Source organism: Nocardioides sp. URHA0020, from assembly GCF_000620705.1.
Classification (GTDB): domain Bacteria; phylum Actinomycetota; class Actinomycetes; order Propionibacteriales; family Nocardioidaceae; genus Nocardioides.
Genome location: NZ_KK211171.1, coordinates 324888 through 341020 on the forward strand (window position 1 = coordinate 324888; position 16133 = coordinate 341020).

Consider the following 16133-nt stretch of genomic DNA (forward strand, 5'->3'; position numbering starts at 1 on the left):
TGATCAAGTGAGAGAAAACTATCGGCTCATACAGGTAAGGGGCAAACGATTTACTGCCCATTTCTCAAAAACTTTCTGCCACGCTCTCAGTTCACGAGCGTCAGCACGTCCTCGCCGTACTTCTCCACCTTCGAGCGGCCGATCCCGTTGATCCTCAGCAGTGCCTCGGGCGTGCTCGGCTTGTGCTCGGCGATCAGCTGCAGGGTCGCGTCGGTGAAGACGACGAACGCGGGCTTGCCCTCCTCGCCCGCGCGCTCCCGGCGCCAGTCGCGCAGCCGGTCGAACAACGCCTCGTCGTACGACGCCGGGCAGTCCGCGCACCGGCCGACCTTCTTCTCCGCACCGGTCGACAGCGGGCGGCCGCACTCGCGGCAGCTGGCGATCTTGCGGTGGCGAGGCGTCTCGCTGGTGGCACGGACCGAGTCGGGCAGCAGCGGGTCGAGGAACCGCGACGGCTTGCGGGAGGCACGGCCTCCGGGGTTGCGCGCCAGCGACCAGGAGAGCGAGAGGTCGATCCGCGCCCGCGTCATGCCGACGTAGAGCAGCCGCCGCTCCTCCTCGATCGCCGCGGGGGTGTCGGCGTACGTGATCGGCAGGGTGCCGTCCTGGAGCCCGCACAGGAAGACCGAGTCCCACTCGAGGCCCTTGGCCGCGTGGAAGGTCGCGAGGGTGACGCCGTCGGCGACGGGCGCATGCTGCTCCGAGGCGCGGCGGTCGAGGTCGTCGACGAAGGCGTTGAGGTCGGGCAGGGCGCCGTCGAGCGGGGTGCGGGCGAACTCGGTCGCCTGGTTGACCAGCGCCTGCCAGGACTCCCAGCGGTCACGGGTCTGACCGCGACCGGTCGGCGCCTCGGCCTTCCAGCCCATGCCGCCCAGGATGCCGGTCACCGCGGTGACGATGCCGTCGTCGGCGCCCTCGCCGGAGCGGGCGGCGCCGCGCAGCCGCGTGACCGCCTCACGGACCTCGGGCCGGTCGAAGAAGCGGGCGGCGCCGCGGATGACGTACGGCACCCCGCGGGCCGAGAGCGCCTCCTCGAAGGACTCGGACTGGGCGTTGATCCGGAACAGCACCGCGACCTCGGCGAGCGAGCGGCCGCCGTCGCGGAGCCGGGCGATCTGAGCGGCGACCGCGTCGGCCTCCGCGACCTCGTCGGGACGGGCGGTGTAGCTGACCGACGGGCCCGAGGACCGCTGCGCCCTCAGGTCGACGCCGCGGCTGTCCGAGCCCGCGAGCAGCGTGTTGGCGGCGTCGACGACCTCGGGCGTCGAGCGGTAGTTGCGGACCAGCTCGATCGACGCGGCCTGGGGGTACTCGGTGCGGAAGTCGCGCAGGTAGCGGGCGTCGGCACCGGCGAAGGAGTAGATCGTCTGGGCGGGGTCGCCGACCACGCACAGCTCGTCCCGCCCGCCTAGCCAGAGCCGCAGCAGTGCCCACTGCAGCGGCGAGACGTCCTGGAACTCGTCGACGACGAACCACTTGTACTGCCGGCGCACCTGCGCCGCGACCCGCTCGTCCTCGTCGAGGAGCCCGGCCGTCAGCAGCAGGACGTCCTCCATGTCCATCCGGCCCTGGCCGCGCTTGACGTCCTCGTACGCCGCGAAGACGCGTGCCACGGTGTCGGGATCCTGGCCCGACACCACCCGGCCCCGGGCCTGGGCGATGCGGACGTAGTCGTCGGGGTGGACGTTGCTGACCTTGGCCCACTCGATCTCCGAGGCCAGGTCGCGCAACGACGCCTGGTCGGGCTTGATCCGGTGACGGCTGGCGGCGGAGGCGAGCAGGCCGATCTTCGACTCGATCAGGCTGGGCAGCTCGGTGCCCTGGACGCGCGGCCAGAAGTAGCGCAGCTGCCGGAGCGCGGCGGAGTGGAAGGTCCTGGCCTGGACGCCGCCGGCGCCCAGCGCACGGAGCCGACCCCGCATCTCGCCCGCCGCCCGGGTCGTGAACGTGACCGCCAGGACCTCCGTCGGGGCGTAGACCCCGGTCGCCACCCCGTGGGCGATCCGGTGGGTGATCGCGCGGGTCTTGCCGGTGCCGGCACCCGCCAGCACCCGGACCGGCCCGCGGAGCGCCTCGGCGACCTGGCGCTGCTCGGGATCGAGGGCGGACAGCAGGTCGGGGGCGGGCATCCGGGGGAACAACTCCTGCGCTGCGATGGTTGGATCAGGCGGACGAACAACACCCTAGACGTCGGAGGCGACAGTCCCAGATGAGCAGCCCCTTCACGATGTACACCACTCCCTGGTGCGGCTACTGCCACCGGCTGAAGAGCCAGCTGGACCGCGAAGGCATCGCGTTCGACATCGTCGACATCGAGCAGGACCCGAGCGCGACGCAGATCGTCGAGTCCGCCAACAACGGCAACCAGACGGTCCCGACGCTGGTCTACACCGACGGCACCGCGCAGACGAACCCGTCGCTCGCGCAGGTCAAGGCGAAGATCGCGGAGCTCGCGAGCGCCTGAGCGTCACCAGGCTCCGGGGAGCGGGCCGCCGTACCAGTGCTCGACCAGCGACCGGCTGATCGAGACGCCGCCGGGGAGCACGACCGAGCCGGCCTCGGCCAGGTCCTTCATCTCGGCGCGGGTGAACCAGCGCGCCTCCTCGATCTCGTGCTCGTCGACGGTGATGTCGGTCGACACGGCCCGGCCGATCATGCCCAGCATCAGGCTGGCCGGCAGCGGCCACGGCTGGTTGCCGAAGTACTCGACCTCGCCGACCTGGACGCCGACCTCCTCGGCCACCTCCCGGCGCACGGCGTCCTCGAGAGTCTCGCCCGGCTCGCAGAAGCCGGCGAGCGTCGAGAAGCGCCCCTCGGGCCAGACCGCCTGACGCCCGAGCAGGCAGCGCTCGTCCTCGGACCCGGGCTCGCCGTGGGTGACGACCATGATCACCGCCGGGTCCGTGCGCGGGAACTGGGTGTGGCCGTTGGCGCACCGCAGCTCGTGGCCGGACTTCACCGGTGCGAGCGGCTCGCCGCAGCGCGGGCAGTAGTGAGTCACGAAGAGCCACTCGGCCAGGCCGAGCGCGTGGAGGAGCAGCGGTGCGGCGTCCACGGCCCCGTCGGCCAGCGAGGGCAGCAGGCCGCGCAGCGGCGTCCACTCCCCCTTCGCGGACCTCGAGATCTCCGCGTCCACGATGACGGCGAACCACGCCAGGCCGTCGTGCTCGCCGAGCAGCACCCGCAGGCCGTCGGGCGCATCGGCCGGCGAGACCCAGTCGATGCGGCCGTCGACCGGCTTGATCCGGGTCCCGGACACCACCAGGACCCGGGTGCCCGGGTCGGCCCACTGCTCCTCGAGCCAGGCGTCGTCCGCACGACGTACGGCGACCCGGTCGTGGGCGTTGGCGGAGAGCTGCTCGTGCGCGTAGGTCACGTGGACCGAGGCTAGTCTCCTGCCAGTGAGCACCCACATCGGAGCCCGGCCCGGAGAGATCGCCCCCCTCGTCCTGATGCCGGGCGACCCCCTGCGCGCCCGGTGGATCGCGGAGACCTTCCTCGAGGACGCCCGCTGCTACACCGAGGTGCGGGGGATGTACGGCTACACCGGCACCTGGCAGGGGCATCGCGTCTCCGTCCAGGGCTCCGGCATGGGGCAGCCGTCGCTGGCCATCTACGCCAACGAGCTCTTCACGGAGTACGACGTGCAGGCGGTCGTCCGGGTCGGCTCCTGCGGTGCGATGACCGAGCGGGTCGCCGTGCGCGACATCGTCATCGCGTCGGGTGCGTGCACCGACTCGTCGATGAACCGGATCCGCTTCGAGGGCCTCGACTACGCGCCGGTCGCCGACTTCGGTCTGCTGCGCGCCGCCCACGACGCCGCCGTCGCGCGGCGACTCGACGAGGCCGTGCACGTCGGGCTGATCTACAGCAGCGACTCGTTCTACCCGGCGCGACCGGAGCTGGCGGCGCGGATGGTGGAGTACGGCGTGCTCGCGGTCGAGATGGAGGCCAGCGCCCTCTACACGCTCGCCGCCAAGCACGGCCGTCGCGCCCTGGCGATCTGCACGGTCTCCGACCACATCGTGACCGGTGAGGAGACCACATCGCAGGAGCGCGAGCAGACCTTCGGGGCGATGGTGGAGATCGCGCTGACGGCGGGCGTGTCCGGCGCGGGCGGTTTCGAGGCTCAGGCCTAGCGGCCTTCGCACCTCAACCACCGTTCGGTGGTTGAGGTGCGAAGGCGCCCTGGCGCCTGAGCCTCGAAACCACCGGCCGCCCGGATTACCTCGGGGGTCGCCGACGTTCACCTGGCGTGGAGATCTACGACGCGGTGGTGATCGGCGCGGGCCAGGCCGGCCTGTCGGCGTCGTACCACCTCAAGCGGCGCGGGATCTCCCACGTCGTGCTCGACGCGGACGCGGCACCGGGCGGGGCCTGGCAGCACCGCTGGGACTCCCTCACGATGCACGACGTGCACGGGATCGCCGCGCTGCCGGACAGCCGCCCGCCGGGCACGCCCGACGGGCGCGCCAACACGGTGGTGCCGGCGTACTTCGGCGACTACGAGCGCACCCACGACCTGCCGGTGCTGCGGCCGGTGCGGGTCGATCGGGTGGTCGAGGCCGGTGACCTGCTGGTGGTGCGCGCCGGCGAGCGCAGCTGGACCACCCGCACCGTGGTCAACGCGACCGGCACCTGGACGCAGCCGCACCTGCCCTTCTACCCCGGCGGCGCCGACTTCGGCGGCGAGCAGCTGCACACCGTGTCCTACCCCGGACCCGAGCACTTCCGGGGCAGGCGGGTCGTCGTCGTGGGTGGCGGGGCGTCGGCGGTGCAGCTCCTCGGCGAGATCGCGCCGGTCGCCGCCGCCACTCTCTGGGTGACCCGGCGCGAGCCGGTGTGGCGCACCGACGAGTTCAACCCCGACCGCGGGCGCGAGGCGGTCGCCCTGGTCGAGGAGCGGGTACGCCGGGGACTGCCACCGGCCAGCGTGGTGAGCGTGACGGGGCTGGCGCTGCGCGAGCAGGAGGCAGCGGCCTCGCTGCTCGGTGCGTACGAGCGGCACCCCATGTTCACGGGCATCGAGCCCGACGGCGTACGCCTGCCTCCGTCGGCGGGCGCCGGGCCCGGCGAGCTGTGGCCGGCCGACACGATCCTCTGGGCCACCGGCTTCCGGCCGGCGATCGGCCACCTCGCACCGCTCCACCTGCGCTCCGAGCACGGGGGCATCCGGCTCGACGGCACCACCGCGGTCACCGACCCCCGGGTGCAGCTGGTCGGCTACGGACCGTCGGCGAGCACCATCGGTGCCAACCGGGCCGGGCGGGTGGCCGCGCGCGGGGTCGCCGCCTGGCTGGGCGAGCACGGCGCCGAGGACGTCGCCTAGTCCTCCGCGCGGTCCCTCCGTCAGGTCCGCGGCACCCGCCGGATGACGCCCTCGGGGTTGGGGACGCCGGTCAGGTCCGCCACCGTCTCGGGGTCGGCCGCGGCGACCACCGCGGCCGCCCGGTCCAGCGCGTCCGAGAGCTCCTCGGCCAGCGTCCGGGTCGCGGTCCGGGTGAAGGGGTACGACGGCGGGGGGTCCTGCCCGACGCCCAGTGCGGCCCGGCCGTTGGCGTACGAGCCCAGCCACGCCGGCATGCAGGCGAGGAAGGCGCGGTAACGGACCCACCGGTGGTTGTCCCACCCGGTCGCGTGCGGCGGTCGGTAGTGGTCCGTGCCGAACTGCTCGACCATCGCGTCCGCGGCGGCCCGGCCGCGGGCGCCCAGGTCGTCGATCACCTGCTGCTGCATGTCGAGGTTGAGCCCGCCCTCACGGTCGGTCTGGAAGACCTTGACGATCCGGTCGCGGTAGCCGGGGAACTGCAGGTGCGAGGAGTCGTTCCAGTTGCGGGCAGTGTCGAAGGCGAGGCCGGCGAAGCCGGTGAGGGCACCCAGACCCGACGTGGCGAGGGGGGAGTACGTCGGCGCGATGACGTCGTTGTTGCGGGCGTACTCGATGTTGTGACGCTGGTCGGGGTCGGGGACGCGGCCCTCGGGGAAGGCGCCCAGGTTGATCGCGAAGGTGGGCCTGGTCGGCAGCGCGCCGTCGAAGAACTGCACCGGGAAGTTGCTGCACAGCCCGCCGTCGGAGAACCACACCTCTCGGAAGGTGACCGGGCCGACCGCGGGCGGCGTCCGCCCGCGCAGTGCGGCGCGCGCGGACGCGAGCGACGTACGGGTGTCGGGCGCCGCGAAGTCGATGTCCCACATCGGGACCGCCGAGATCAGCCCCGGGAAGCTGAGCGAGAGCCGGGTGGCGACGATGACCGGCAGCGACCGGGCAGGAGGCAGGCGGCGCAGCCCACGTCGGGAGGCGAGCAGGTCGAGCCACGCCGTCTCGGTCGTGACCTCGTCGACGTCGGCGGGCACCGGGTCACTGCCGGCGAGGAGCGCCACCATCACGTGCTCCGGGAAGAGCGTGCGCCACACCTGCTCGTCGTAGAAGAAGCTCCGCACGTCCATCGGCAGCTCGAAGGGGCGCCCGTAGCTCAGGCAGGTGGTGATCATCCGCAGGTCGATCTCGGGGTGGGCCGGGATCGGCGCTCCGAAGCCGGCCACCGGCCGCACCGCCGCACCGGTCCACAGGTCACCGAAGAGCAACGGCCGCTGGTCCGACGTCAGTCCGGCGGCCTCGTCGATCGCGTCGCCGAGCCAGTCGGTGAAGCCCGGCCTGCCGTCGGCCCCGAGGCCGCGGCAGATGCCGAACAGGTTGGCCGGGACGGCGACGGTCACGACCCGGTGGAGGCGCACGGCGACGGCGACCAGCCAGCCCGCCGGCACCAGCGCGACGCCCACGACAGCCAGCAGCACTCCCGCGAGACCCCCGGACAGCAGCCCGATCACGATGGCAGCGATCCCGGGGGCGATGCCGATCAGCGACGCGACCGGGAAGCCGACCAGCGCGCCCCGCAGGACGCCGGCCCGGCCCGAGCGCAGGTAGGCGAACAGCAGCCGCAGCAGCCCGGAGGTGGCTGGCTGCGGGTGGAAGAGCTCGCCGAGCGCTCCCCCGCCCAGACTGGTGGGCAGCCTGGCCAGGACGTCGAAGCCGCCGCTCTCGCGCCCGAACTCGGCCGCCGCACCGACCGCCGCTCCGATGGCGCCGGCCGACGTGCCGCCCAGCCCACGGAAGCGGTAGGTCTCCGCGAGGCGCACCAGAGCCGCCGGGTAGATCACCCCGGAGGTGATGCCACCCTTCATCACCAGGTCGCACTGCAGCTCCGGCACCTCTGTGGTCACACCCATGTCCGCCTCCGAGATCGTGGCCCCTGCGACAGTGTGGCCGACGGAGGCGTCGATCAGGATGACCCGGATGGGCGGCTGACGAGCGCCTCCAGCTCCGGGCGCCCGAGGAGCCCCGGGGGCTCGACCAGCTCACCGGTGCGGACGTAGTAGAAGGCGGCGCGCACCTGCTCGAGGGGTACGTCGTGCAGCTCGGCCCAGGCCAGGCGGTAGATCGCGAGCTGGAGCGGGTCGGCGCTCGCCGACCGGTTGGTCTTCCAGTCGACCAGCAGGTAGCCGTCGCCGTCGGCGTACACGGCGTCGATCCGGCCGCGGACCACCTGGCCGTCCAGCACCAGCGCGAACGGCGCCTCGACCCGGTGGGGCGTGCGGGTCGCGAAGGGCCCGGCCTCGAAGGTCGCGATCAGGTCCTTGAGGTCGGCGTCGTCGTCGATGCCCGCGTCGCCCCGGCCGGGGAGGTCGCCGTAGTCGAAGAGGTCCTGCTGGCCGAACCGGGCCTCCACCCACGCGTGGAACCGGGTGCCGAACCGGGCCGCCGAGGAGGGCGGGCGCGGCATCGGCCGGGCCAGGTCGCGCGCGAACGAGTCCGGGTCCTCGCGCAGCCGGCCCAGCGCGGTGGCGGACAGGCTGCTCGGGAGAGGTACGGCGATGTCGGAGCTGCGGTCGCGGCGCGCCTCGACCAGCAGCCGGTCGAGCTCGGCGTCCCACTCGGCGACCCGGGCCGCGTCGATCATGTCGAGCCCCTCGTCGGCCAGGTCCACCTCGACGGCGCGCACCCGCTCCGCCGCGGCGATGCGGAGCGCCGCCTCGCGGCCGATGCCGGTGGCCGGCCAGGGACGGGACGGGTCGACGGCGGCGTACGGGTTGGGGTCGCCCCGCTGCGGTTTGTCGAGCCAGCCGTCGACCGGCTCGCCCCACGCGACCAGCTGGTCGCGGACCGTCTCCTGGTAGGACGACGGCCCGAACGGCGTCGCGCGCGGGCTCCAGAGGTAGGACGTCACGGACAGGTGGTGCGCCGCCCGGGTGAAGGCGACGTAGCCGAGCCGCAGCTCCTCCTCCGCGTCGTGGGCGCGGGTGTCGGCGCGGTAGGCGTCGAGGGCCGCCTTGTCCCAGCCCTGCAGCTGGGGCAGGTCGGCGGCGTCACCGCGCAGCGGCGCCGGCAGGATCGACGGCGAGGAGGTCCACAGGGTGCGTGATCGGTTGGACGGGAAGCGGCTCTCGCCGACCCCCACCAGGAACACCGAGTCCCACTCCAGGCCCTTGGAGCGGTGCACCGTCAGGAGCTTGACCGAGTCGGCGGCGGTCGGGGTCGCCACGTCGAGACCGTTGCCCTGGTCGTCCTCGGCCGTGAGGTAGGCGAGCAGCGCGGGCAGCGTCACGTCGCCGTCGACGGCCTGGAACTCCGCCACCGCCTTCACGAACAGGTCCAGGTTGTCGCGGCGCGCGCTCGCCGCCGGGCTGACCGCTGAGGCGAGCTCGACGTCGGTGCCGCTGGTGTCGATGATCCGGCGGACGATGTCGAGGAGCGGCTCGCCGACGTACGTGCGCAGCATCCTCAGCTCGCCGGCGAGCAGCGCGAAGCGCTCCAGCGCCTCGGCGGAGTACGGCGCCTCGCCCGGGGAGGAGAGTGCGTCGTCGAGGGACGGGATCTCGGCCGGGTCGATCCCGTCGGCGATGTCGAGCAGGTGCTCGGTGATCGACGCCGACTCGTCGCCGCGACCGGACCGGCCGGCGATCTCGTGGGCCCGACGGCTCAGCAGCCGCAGGTCGCGCGGGCCGATCGCCCAGCGCGGACCGGTGAGCAGGGTGAGCAGGGAGGCGTTGGCCGTGACGTCGTGCAGCAGGTGGAGGGTCGCGACGATCTCGGCCACCTCGGGCAGCCGGAGCAGGCCGGAGAGGCCGACGATCTCGACCGGGACGCCGGCGCCGGTCAGCGCGTCGAAGACGTCCTCGGCGTGGGCGTTGTCGCGGGTCAGGACGCCGATCGCGGCCCACGACTCCTGGTGGGCTTCCTGCACCGCCGACACCAGGTGGTCGAGCTCGGCGGCGTGCGTCTCGAAGACGCCGAGCGACACGCTGCCCACGGCCGCCTCGGGCTTGGCGACCAGCGGCTCGACCTGGCGGTACTTGTCGTAGAGCGGCGCCGCGAGGCGGTTGGCGACCTCGAGGATGCGGGCGTCGGAGCGGCGGTTGACGGTGAGCGGGTACGTCGGGACCGGGCCTGCGGACGCCGGGAAGGTGTCGGCGAAGTTGAGGATGTTGGAGACCGACGCGCCGCGCCACCCGTAGATCGCCTGGTTGGGGTCGCCGACCGCGGTGACGGCGTGACCCTCACCGAAGAGCCGCGACAGCATGGTGGCCTGCGCGACCGAGGTGTCCTGGTACTCGTCGAGCAGCACCACCTTGAAGCGCGACCGTTCGAGCGCACCCACGTCGGGCTGCTCGCTGGCGAGCCGGGCGCCCAACTCGATCTGGTCGGAGAAGTCCATCAGCCCGAGGTCGCGCTTGAGCCGGCGGTAGGCGCCGACCAGCCCGAGCAGCTCGGCGCGGCGGTCGATCGCGGAGATCGCCTTCTCGACGGGCTCGCGGTAGGTGGTGCGGGCCTTGCCGGCGACCTCCTCGGCGAGCGCCCGCTCGAACTGGACGCGGGCGTCGGCGTCGAGCGTGCGCACCTGCTCGGCCGAGACGAGGTGCTCGCTCATCGCGCTGTCGAGGGCGAGGAGGTTCTGGATCGCGGTCGCGGGATGGTCGGTGAGGTGCCGGATCTCACCGGTGAACCGGTCGACCGCGCGGGCGCCGAGCTGGTAGCGCGCGGCGTCGGTGATCACGCGCGTGTCGGGCTCGTGGCCGATGCGCAGGCCGTGGTCGGTCAGCAGGCCGGCGGCGTACGCGTTGTAGGTCAGCACGGTCGGCTCCAGGACGTCCTCGCCCTCCTCGTCGACCTCCTCGAGCGCGCCGGCGGTGCTGAGGGCGGTGCGGATGCGCTGCCGCAGCTCGCTGGCGGCCTTCGTGGTGAAGGTCAGCCCCAGCACCTCGTCGGGGCGGACCTGCCCGGTGACCACGAGGTAGACCACGCGCGCGGCCATCAGCGTCGTCTTGCCGGAGCCGGCGCCGGCGATCACGACGGCCGGGCTCAGCGGCGCGGAGATGGCCGCCCACTGCTGCTCGCTCGGCGCGTAGTCGGTCTTCATCACCCGCTTGAGGTCGTCGGGCGTCGCGATGGTCTGCCGGGTGGCGGTGCCGCTCACTGGGAGGTCACCGACCCCGCGCCCTTGATCGGGCAGATCGGCACGAAGCTGCAGTCGCGGCAGTGCTGGCCGGCGACCGCCGGGAACTCCTCCGCGCGCAGCAGCGCCGCGGTGTGGCCGAGCCGCTCGCGGAGCAGCTCGCGGTCGGCGCCGTCCTCGGGCTGGACCGACTGGGGCTGCACGACCGCCGACGGGCCCCCGTCGAGCATCCCGAGCTGCACCAGCTCGGCGCCGCCCGCGCGGGCGTGGGGCACCAGCTCCTCGACGGCGCCGTGGTCGACGGCGTACTGGTAGAGACCGAGCTGGACGTGGCTCTCCACGGCCTTGTTGCTGGGCTTGGTGCGGCCGGTCTTGAGGTCGACCACGACGACGTCGCCCTCGGCGTCGAGCTCGAGCCGGTCGGCGTAGCCGGTGAGCTGGACCTGCTCGCCGGTGTCGAGCTCGACGACGGTGGAGAACCGGGTCTCGGTGTCGAGCAGCTGGCGGGGGTTGGCGACGTGCCACTGCACGAAGCGGCCCAGGGCGGCGCGGACGCGCTCGTGCTCGCGGGCCTTGGACCACGGGGTGCGGAAGTCGAGGCGGTCCCACACCGCGTCGACGTGCTCCATCAGCACGTCGACGACGGGCTCGACCTCACCGCCCGCGACGCGCTGCGCCAGCGCGTGCAGGAGCTCGCCGAGGTTGGCCGACTGGTGGGACCGGGCGACGCCGCCGGCCTCCCGCTCGAGGAACCACTGGGTCGGGCAGACCAGCAGCGACTCGAGCACGCTGGCCGACACGGGCACCGGCTGGTCCGGGTCGCGCACCGGCTGCGCCGACCGGCTGGCGGCGCGGGTGCCCCACCAGGTCGCCGGGTCGGCGCTGGGGACCAGCGCGCGCTGGCCGATCGACTCCCCCGCCAGCCGCGCGAGGCGGCGCGCGGCGGCGTCGCGGAGCGGTGGGGACGTCTCCGGGTCGGCGAGGGTGCGGCGCAGCTCGCTCACCAGGCCCGCCATCGAAAGCGGACGGAGCGGGCGGCCGACCACCTTGTCGACGGTGACGCCGAGCTCGTCGAGGAACCGCGACGGCTGCTCACCGTCGTCCTCGGCGGACGCGACAGCGGTGACGACCAGCCGCTGGCGGGCCCGGGTGCACGCGACGTAGAAGAGCCGGCGCTCCTCCATCAGGAGCTCGCGGGTCGACACCGGCGGGACCAGGCCGTCCGTGCCGATCCGGTCGGCCTGCAGCAGCGTCGAGCGCCGGCGCAGGTCGGGCCAGCCCTCCTGCTGGACGTGGGCGACCACCACGAGGCGCCACTCCAGGCCCTTGGACCGGTGCGCGGTGAGCAGGCGTACGGCGGCGCCACGGGCACCGCGGTCGGCGAGCGTGTCGGCGGGGATCTGCTGCTGGACCAGGGTGGCGAGGAAGGTCCGGACCCCGACGTGGTCGCGCTGCTCCTCGGCCCGCGCGGCGACCTCGAAGAGCGCGCAGATCGAGTCGAGGTCACGGTGGGCCCGGCGAGCCGCGCCGCCGCCGAGGTCGACCGATCGGCGCAGCCGGGCCGGCCAGCCGGTGCGGGACCAGAGCAACCACAGGACCTCCTCGGCGGAGGCGCCACCGGCGAGGTCCTCGCGGCCGTCGACGAGCAGCTGCGCCAGCGCGCGGGCGCGCCCGACCTCGGGGCCCTCGAGCCCGTCGAGGCAGCCGGGCTCGATGACCGCTGCTCGCACCAGCTCGCGCGACGTGCGCGGCGCCCGCTCCTCGGCCTTGGCCAGCTCCTTCTCGCGCGCGCGCATCAGCCGGGCGAGGCGTCGTACGTCGCCGGCGTCGAGGCCGCCGAGCGGTCCGAGCAGCAGGGCCTCCGCACGCGCCGGGTCGAGGTAGTCGACGTGGTCGAGATCGGTGTTGTCGAGGTTGATCACCGCGCGGAGCCCGTCGAGCAACGGCAGCACGGCCGGGTCGCGGACGAGCGGCACCTCGTCGCTGGCGACCTCGACCGGGACGCCGGCCGCGCCGAGGGCGCGCCGCAGCGGCGGGATCGAGGTCCGCCCGGAGCGGACGAGGACGGCCATGTCGTCCCAGGCGATGCCGTCCTCGAGGTGCGCCCGGCGGAGCAGGTCGGCGAGGTGCTCGGCCTCGGCGCGCTCGGTGTCGAACGTGCGGACGACCACCCGGCCGTCCCCGAGCGGACCGGCCACGGCCTGCGGGTCGAGGAAGGCCTCGCGGGCCTCCAGGGGGATCGAGCCGGGCAGCGCGAGGCGGTGGGCGAGCCGCTGCGAGGCGACCAGCACCCGCGGGCCGAACCGTCGGGTGGTGCGGAGCGCGACCACGTCGGCGAGAGCTCCGTCGGCGCGCGGGAACTCGCTCGGGAAGTCGAGGATGCCGCGAACCTCGGCGCCGCGGAAGCCGTAGATGGACTGGTGCGGGTCGCCCACGACGGTGAGATCGCGGCCGTCGCCGGCGAGCGCCCGCAGGAGGGCGACCTGACCCGGGTCGGTGTCCTGGTACTCGTCCACGAACACGTGGCGCAGCGAGGCCCGCAGCTCGTCGCGGTGGAGCTCGGCCTCGATCGTCGCGCGCCGGATCAGGTCGGCGTAGTCGATGGCGCCCTGGCTGTCGAGACTGTCGAGGTACTGCTCGAGGAAGAGTCCGGCGGCCACGAGCTCGGGCAGCCCCTCGGTCTCGCCGAGCAGGCGCAGGTCCGCACCGTCCAGCCCCTTCTCCCGCGCGCGGGACAGCACGGTGTGGACCTCACGCGCGAAGCCGCGCGTGCCGAGCGCCCGGGACAGCGAGTCGGGCCAGGTGACGGACTCCGGGTGGTCGGTCAGCAGCTCACGGAGGACGACGTCCTGCTCCGGCGCGCTGAGCAGGCGCAGCGGCGCCTCGTACAGCTCGGCCGGCGCGTAGCGCCGGATCAGGGCGTAGGCGAAGGAGTGGAAGGTCGAGCTCAGAGTCGTCGACATGGTGCGGCCCAGGCGCGCGGTCACCCGGTCGCGCAGCTGCTCGGCGGCCTTGCGCGAGAAGGTCAGCGCCAGGATCTCGTCGGGTCGGGCCCCCCGGTGCTCGATCCGGTCGACGATCGTCTCGACCAGCGTCGTGGTCTTGCCGGTGCCCGGACCGGCCAGGACCAGCAGCGGTCCGCCCGGGTGGTCGACGACGCGCTGCTGGTGCTCGTCGAGCGTCGGCACGTCGACCGCGACGTCGGGCCGCACGAGGCGGTACGTCGTCGGGGTGGTCGTCATGTGAGTACCCAACCACCCGGCGCCGACAGCCCGGGAGAATGGCCCCATGACCAGTCACCGCAGTGTCGCCGTCCTGGTGTTCGACGACGTCGAGGTCCTCGACTTCGCCGGCCCGTACGAGGTGTTCAACGTCGCCGGCGAGCTGGGCGAGGACACGCCGTTCTCGGTCTTCTCGGTCGGCCTGACCGGCGCGCCTGCGGTCGGCCGTGGCGGGTTCACGGTGCAGCCGACGTACTCGCTCGACGACGCGCCGCCGCCCGACGTGCTCGTCATCCCCGGTGGCGCCGGCACCCGGCTGCTGCTGCACGACGAGCGGCTGCTGGCGTGGCTGCGCGAGCGCGCGGCCGAGGTGGAGGTGCTCCTGTCGGTGTGCACGGGCGCGCTGCTGCTGGGTGCGGCCGGGCTGCTCGAGCGCAGGTCGGCGACGACCCACCACGACGCGTTCGACGAGCTCGCCACCCTGTCGCCGACGACGCAGGTCGTGCGCGGCCAGCGGTTCGTGCGCAGCAGCGAGCGGATCGTCACCTCGGCCGGGGTGTCGGCCGGCGTCGACGCCAGCCTGTACGTCGTCCAGGAGCTCGTCGGGGCGCCGACGCGCGAGCGGGCCGTCACGGAGATGGAATGGATGTGGCAGTCGTAGCCGTGCCGGGTTGTCACCTCTCGCCGTAGGACGAGCGCCCGCCGCTGGGTAGCGTGCCAGGTATGACCGACGGCCCGCTGTCCGACCTGATCGTCCTCGACCTGACCCGCGCGCTCGCGGGTCCGCACGCCGCCATGATGCTCGGCGACATGGGCGCCCGGGTGATCAAGATCGAGTCGCCGACCGGCGACGACACCCGCGGGTGGGGGCCGCCGTTCATCGGCGAGGACGACGAGCGCGAGTCGACGTACTTCATGTCGGCCAACCGCAACAAGGAGTCGCTGGTCCTCGACCTCAAGACCGAGGAGGACCGCGACGTCCTGGCCCGGCTGGTGGAGCGGGCCGACGTGCTGATGGAGAACTTCCGCGTCGGCGTGCTCGACCGGCTCGGCTTCCCGGTCTCGCGGCTGCACGAGCTCAACCCCGGCCTGATCGTGCTGTCGATCACCGGCTTCGGCCACGACGGCCCCGAGGCGAAGCGTGCCGGCTACGACCAGATCGCGCAGGGCGAGGGCGGGATCATGTCGATCACCGGCACCGAGCAGCCGACGAAGGTGGGCGTCCCGATCGCCGACCTGATCGCCGGCATGAACGGGGCGTACGGCGTCGTGGCCGCCCTGCACGAGCGTTCGCGGACCGGCCTGGGGCGCGTCGTACGCACCTCGCTGCTCGCGGGGATGGTCGGCGTGCACGCCTTCCAGGGCACCCGGTGGACCGTCGCCGGCGAGGTGCCCGGGCTGGCCGGTGACCACCACCCGTCGATCGCGCCGTACGGCATGTTCGCGACCGCGAGCGCCCCGGTGCAGATCGCCTGCGGCTCCGAGGGCCTGTGGCGCGCGCTGTGCGGCGCCTTCGGGTGGGACCCGGCCGAGCCGGAGTTCGCGACCAACGCCCTGCGGGTGGCCAACCGGGACGCCCTGGTGGCGCGGATCGAGTCGCTCTTCGGGTCCGAGCCCGCGGAGCACTGGCTGGCCGCGCTGGCCGAGGCCGGGGTGCCGTCGGGCAAGGTGCGGTCGATGGACGACGTCTACAGCTGGGACCAGGTGCTCTCGCAGGGGCTGCTGCTCTCGGTCGAGCACGCGACGCAGGGCGAGCTGAAGCTGCCGGGCTCGCCGATCCGCTTCGACGACAACCCCTACTCCGGTGGGCGCTCCACGCACCTCGCGCCGCCCACGCTCGGGCAGCACGACCAGTCGATCCGGGAGTGGTTGGACTCCTGAGCCGCTCCTGGCTGCCTGCTCGGGCTTCCGGGGCGGTGCTGGCCCCGGCGGCGGCTGACTCTTCGGGCAGAGCCGTCACTTCTCGGGCGTTGCAACGCCTGAGAAGTGGCGGTTTCACCGGTGCACCGGTGAAACCGACCGACGAACGACTGTCGGAGGCCGGTGGCAAGCTGAGGTGATGCCCACTCCCACCGAACGCATCGACCACTACTTCGCCCTCGCCGCCCGGCCCGAGCTCGAGCCGTACGTCGCGCAGTTCGCGCCGGACGCCGTGGTCGAGGACGACGGGCAGACCCACGTGGGCATCGACGGCGTACGCGCGTGGCGACGCAGCGTGCCGGGGGTGTCGTACGGCGTACGCGCGGTCGCCGACACGTCCACCGGGTCGCACGTCGCGACGACCGAGATCTCCGGCGACTTCCCGGGCAGCCCGGTGCTGCTCGGGTTCGCCTTCACCTTCGACGATCGGGGCCTGATCAGCCGGCTGGTGATCGCGCCGTGAGGCCGGGGTTCCTGGACGAATCTCCGGGTTCCTGGACGAAGTTCGGTACAGGAACCCGGAGATTCACCGGGTAGGCGG

At 73.4% G+C, this 16133-nt stretch carries 11 protein-coding genes; 6 read left to right on the forward strand and 5 right to left on the reverse strand.

The window, feature by feature from the left end:
- Window positions 1–86 precede the first annotated feature (86 nt).
- Window positions 87–2129, reverse strand: coding sequence for an ATP-dependent DNA helicase UvrD2 (locus N542_RS0120985; RefSeq protein WP_036509102.1), 2043 nt, complete (start codon window positions 2127–2129; stop codon window positions 87–89).
- Between the two features lie 80 nt (window positions 2130–2209).
- On the opposite strand from N542_RS0120985, the gene N542_RS0120990 reads away from it, so the two are divergent.
- Window positions 2210–2464: a mycoredoxin gene (locus tag N542_RS0120990; RefSeq protein ID WP_028645596.1), complete on the forward strand. Its 255-nt coding sequence runs from the start codon at window positions 2210–2212 to the stop codon at window positions 2462–2464.
- A gap of 3 nt (window positions 2465–2467) precedes the next feature.
- Here the strand turns inward: N542_RS0120990 and nudC are convergent, their stop codons facing one another.
- Complete coding sequence (nudC, locus tag N542_RS0120995) at window positions 2468–3376, reverse strand: NAD(+) diphosphatase (RefSeq protein ID WP_028645597.1); 909 nt, start codon at window positions 3374–3376, stop codon at window positions 2468–2470.
- A gap of 25 nt (window positions 3377–3401) precedes the next feature.
- Here nudC and deoD point away from each other — a divergent pair, with 25 nt between their 5' ends.
- Together deoD and N542_RS0121005 are read left to right on the forward strand one after the other, a co-directional pair.
- The gene (deoD, locus tag N542_RS0121000) at window positions 3402–4139 is read left to right on the forward strand and encodes a purine-nucleoside phosphorylase (protein ID WP_028645598.1); all 738 of its coding nucleotides are present in this window, start codon (window positions 3402–3404) and stop codon (window positions 4137–4139) included.
- Window positions 4140–4255: 116 nt separating this feature from the next.
- Entirely contained in the window at window positions 4256–5329 is a 1074-nt protein-coding gene (locus N542_RS0121005) for an FAD-dependent oxidoreductase (RefSeq protein WP_028645599.1), read from the forward strand.
- A 20-nt stretch (window positions 5330–5349) separates the two neighbouring features.
- Here N542_RS0121005 and N542_RS25975 read toward each other — a convergent pair whose 3' ends face one another.
- The 3 genes from N542_RS25975 to N542_RS0121020 are packed head-to-tail and all read right to left on the reverse strand — an operon-like array spanning window position 5350 to window position 13693.
- Window positions 5350–7227 carry a patatin-like phospholipase family protein gene (locus N542_RS25975; protein WP_036509105.1) on the reverse strand — a complete coding sequence of 626 codons (1878 nt, stop codon included), beginning with the start codon at window positions 7225–7227 and terminating at the stop codon, window positions 5350–5352.
- 53 nt (window positions 7228–7280) lie between these two features.
- A complete protein-coding gene (locus tag N542_RS0121015; protein WP_231482794.1) occupies window positions 7281–10472 on the reverse strand; it encodes an ATP-dependent DNA helicase in 3192 nt (1063 codons plus the stop codon).
- The gene (locus tag N542_RS0121020) at window positions 10469–13693 is read right to left on the reverse strand and encodes an ATP-dependent helicase (protein ID WP_036509109.1); all 3225 of its coding nucleotides are present in this window, start codon (window positions 13691–13693) and stop codon (window positions 10469–10471) included. Before N542_RS0121020 ends, N542_RS0121015 begins: the two co-directional genes overlap by 4 nt.
- A 46-nt stretch (window positions 13694–13739) precedes the next feature.
- Here N542_RS0121020 and N542_RS0121025 point away from each other — a divergent pair, with 46 nt between their 5' ends.
- The 3 genes from N542_RS0121025 (at window position 13740) to N542_RS0121035 (ending at window position 16055) form a co-directional block, all read left to right on the forward strand.
- Complete coding sequence (locus N542_RS0121025; RefSeq protein ID WP_028645602.1) at window positions 13740–14333, forward strand: DJ-1/PfpI family protein; 594 nt, start codon at window positions 13740–13742, stop codon at window positions 14331–14333.
- 62 nt (window positions 14334–14395) lie between these two features.
- Entirely contained in the window at window positions 14396–15553 is a 1158-nt protein-coding gene (locus N542_RS0121030; protein ID WP_028645603.1) for a CaiB/BaiF CoA transferase family protein, read from the forward strand.
- Window positions 15554–15731: 178 nt separating this feature from the next.
- The gene (locus tag N542_RS0121035) at window positions 15732–16055 is read left to right on the forward strand and encodes a nuclear transport factor 2 family protein (protein ID WP_028645604.1); all 324 of its coding nucleotides are present in this window, start codon (window positions 15732–15734) and stop codon (window positions 16053–16055) included.
- The last annotated feature ends 78 nt before the right edge of the window (window positions 16056–16133 follow it).